Below are 3,041 nucleotides of genomic sequence, written 5' to 3'. Positions count from 1 at the left end.
GAGGAGGTGCCCGCCGTCCTGCGGCCAGAACAGGCAGATCGATCCCGGGGTGTGACCGGCCACGTGGATGACCTCGAGGTCGCAGGTACCGACCGCGATCCGGTCGCCGTCGCCCACGCGACGGGTCACCTCCACCCCGGTCTGCTCGGTGATGGCATCGGCGTCGGCGCCGCCGGCGACGACYGTCGCGCCGGTCGCGGCCACGACCTCCGCCAGCGCACGGTGGTGGTCCCAGTGCTGGTGGGTGGTCACCACCGTGGTCAGCGACCGGTCCCCGATCAGCTCCAGCAGGCGAGGCGCCTCGGCCGCGGCGTCGACGAGCACGAGCTCGCCCGTCTCCGTGCACTCGAGCAGGTAGCAGTTGTTGGACATGTCGGCGTCGACGGCCACCTTGGTGAGGGTCAGGCAGTCGATGCGGCGTACATCGGGCGCGCCGCCGGGCGAGACGTCGCCCGTGTAGTCGTGCTGGTCGTCGTTCACCACGAAGGCACCTCCGGGAGTCGGTCCTGGTCGACGGTCAGGTCCGCGCCGTCGCCGCGGCCGGTCAGCCACCACCCCAGGGTGGCGGCATCGCCGGTGACGTTGGCCACGGGGGTCCCCTCGCCGAGGTCCCACGTCCGGGCCAGGTCGTGGGCCGTCACGCGGAACGGCMGCGGGAAGGGACGCCTGGTCATCGACTCGATGAGCACGGCGCAGAACGCGTCGGGCCAGTCCGCCTGCGTGTAGTCCGTGCCGAGGTCTGCGTGGTGGATCTCGACCTCGCGCAGGCGCATCAGCGGCACGGAGGCCACGGCCATCGACTGGCGGCCGGGGGTCCGCTCGAAGTGGGTGTGCCACGCGTCCCCGACCAGCGCCGCCGCGGCCCGTCCGAAGCGGTGGGTGGAGGCCAGGAGACGCTCCCGCAGCTCGCTGACCTGCGCCTTTGCCAGCTCGTCGATGTCGGCGTCCCGCGACTCCGGGGAGCCGTACATCGGTCGTTGCTCGCCCCGGGCCGTGGCCTCCAGCACCTGCTCGAGGGCCTCGCCGTTGAGCGCCACGTGGGCCACGACGTGGGCCCGGGTCCACCCCGGCAGCAGCGAGGGACGGCGCAGCGCGTCGTCGTCGAGGCCGTCCACCGTGCGCACGAGACGCTGGTCGGCCCCGGACAGGAGCTCGAGCTGGCTGGGCACCCACGGTGGGGCCGCGGCCCGGGGTCCGGGGGGAGCGGTGTCGGTCATGGTTGTCATTCAACACACACGTAGGGGTGCTGTGCAGCCCCGTAGGATCGAGAACTGACCGCGTGGCGGGTTGCAACCCGGCGCGGCGTGACGAACACTTGTTCGAACCCATCGTCTGCTCGAGCGACCGCTCGGACCCGGACCCCCCTGTGCAGTGAGGACTACTGTGGCCGACCAGCTGATCATCCGCGGCGCCCGCGAGCACAACCTCAAGGACGTCTCGCTCGACCTGCCACGGGACGCGCTCATCGTGTTCACGGGGCTGTCGGGCTCCGGCAAGTCGAGCCTCGCGTTCGACACGATCTTCGCCGAGGGCCAGCGCCGCTACGTCGAGTCGCTGTCGGCGTACGCACGCCAGTTCCTCGGCCAGATGGACAAGCCGGACGTCGACTTCATCGAGGGCCTCTCGCCCGCGGTGTCGATCGACCAGAAGTCCACGTCCAAGAACCCGCGCTCCACGGTCGGCACCATCACCGAGGTCTACGACTACCTCCGCCTGCTCTACGCGCGCGCCGGACGACCGCACTGCCCCGTCTGCGGTGCCCCGATCGAGCGGCAGACCCCGCAGCAGATCGTGGACAAGGTCCTCACCCTCGAGGAGGGCTCCCGCTTCCAGGTGCTGGCCCCGGTCATCCGTGGCCGCAAGGGTGAGTACGTCGAGCTGTTCCGGCAGCTGCAGACCGACGGCTTCAGCCGAGCCCGGGTCAACGGCGAGACCTACCCGCTGGCCGAGCCGCCCAAGCTGGACAAGCAGAAGAAGCACACCATCGAGGTCGTCGTCGACCGGCTCGCGGTCAAGGAGTCGAGCAAGCGGCGGCTCACCGACTCGGTCGAGACCGCGCTGCGCCTCGCGAGCGGCCTGGTGGTCTTCGACTTCGTCGACCTCGACGCCAAGGACCCGGGCCGCGAGATGCGGTTCTCCGAGCGGATGGCCTGCCCCAACGAGCACACCATCGACACCGACGAGCTCGAGCCGCGCTCGTTCTCCTTCAACTCGCCCTTCGGCGCCTGYCCGCAGTGCCACGGCCTCGGCACCCGGATGGAGGTCGACCCGGAGCTGGTCGTCCCGGACCCGCGGGCCACGCTCGGCGAGGGGGCGATCCAGCCGTGGAGCAACGCGCACGTCGCCGACTACTTCCTGCGCCTGATGAACGCCCTCGGCGAGGAGCTCGGCTTCGACCTCAACACCCCGTGGGACGAGATCGGCCAGAAGGCCCGCACTGCGATCCTCGACGGCCACAAGACCAAGGTGCACGTGGTCACCAAGAACCGCTACGGCCGCCAGCGCTCGTACTACGCGGCCTTCGAGGGCGTCCGCCCCTACATCGAGCGGCGGCACACCGAGGCCGAGTCGGACACCAGCCGGGAGCGCTTCGAGGGCTTCATGCGCGAGGTGCCCTGCCCGGCCTGCAAGGGCAGCCGGCTCAAGCCCGTCTCGATGTCGGTGACCCTCGGCCAGCGCGAGGAGGGCGGCAAGAACATCGCCGAGGTCTGCGCGCTCCCGATCAACGAGGCCGCCGACTACCTCAACACCGTCGAGCTGTCCCAGCGGGAGAAGCAGATCGCCGAGCAGGTCCTCAAGGAGATCCAGCAGCGGCTCAACTTCCTGCTGGACGTCGGCCTCGACTACCTGTCGCTGGACCGGCCGTCGGGGTCGCTCTCCGGGGGAGAGGCGCAGCGCATCCGGCTCGCCACCCAGATCGGTGCCGGCCTCGTCGGCGTCCTCTACGTCCTCGACGAGCCCTCCATCGGCCTGCACCAGCGCGACAACCAGCGCCTCATCGAGACCCTCGTGCGCCTCAAGGAGCTCGGCAACACCCTGAT

General features: G+C 70.5%; 3 protein-coding genes. 1 reads left to right on the top strand and 2 read right to left on the bottom strand.

The window, feature by feature from the left end; all coding sequences use genetic code 11:
- On the bottom strand, positions 1-483 hold a 483-nt coding region (locus tag ACXJKL_RS18240), incomplete at its 3' end, for an MBL fold metallo-hydrolase (protein ID WP_457208418.1).
- A complete protein-coding gene (locus ACXJKL_RS18235; RefSeq protein WP_457208417.1) occupies positions 477-1,217 on the bottom strand; it encodes a maleylpyruvate isomerase family mycothiol-dependent enzyme in 741 nt (246 codons plus the stop codon). The genes ACXJKL_RS18240 and ACXJKL_RS18235, both read right to left, overlap by 7 nt.
- Positions 1,218-1,383: 166 nt before the next feature.
- Here ACXJKL_RS18235 and uvrA point away from each other — a divergent pair.
- Positions 1,384-3,041: excinuclease ABC subunit UvrA (gene uvrA, locus ACXJKL_RS18230; RefSeq protein ID WP_457208416.1), on the top strand; the 1,658-nt coding region annotated here is incomplete at its 3' end.

The organism is Nocardioides sp. P5_C9_2 (genome assembly GCF_054049555.1).
This window is presented reverse-complemented; position numbering and strand designations above follow the sequence as displayed.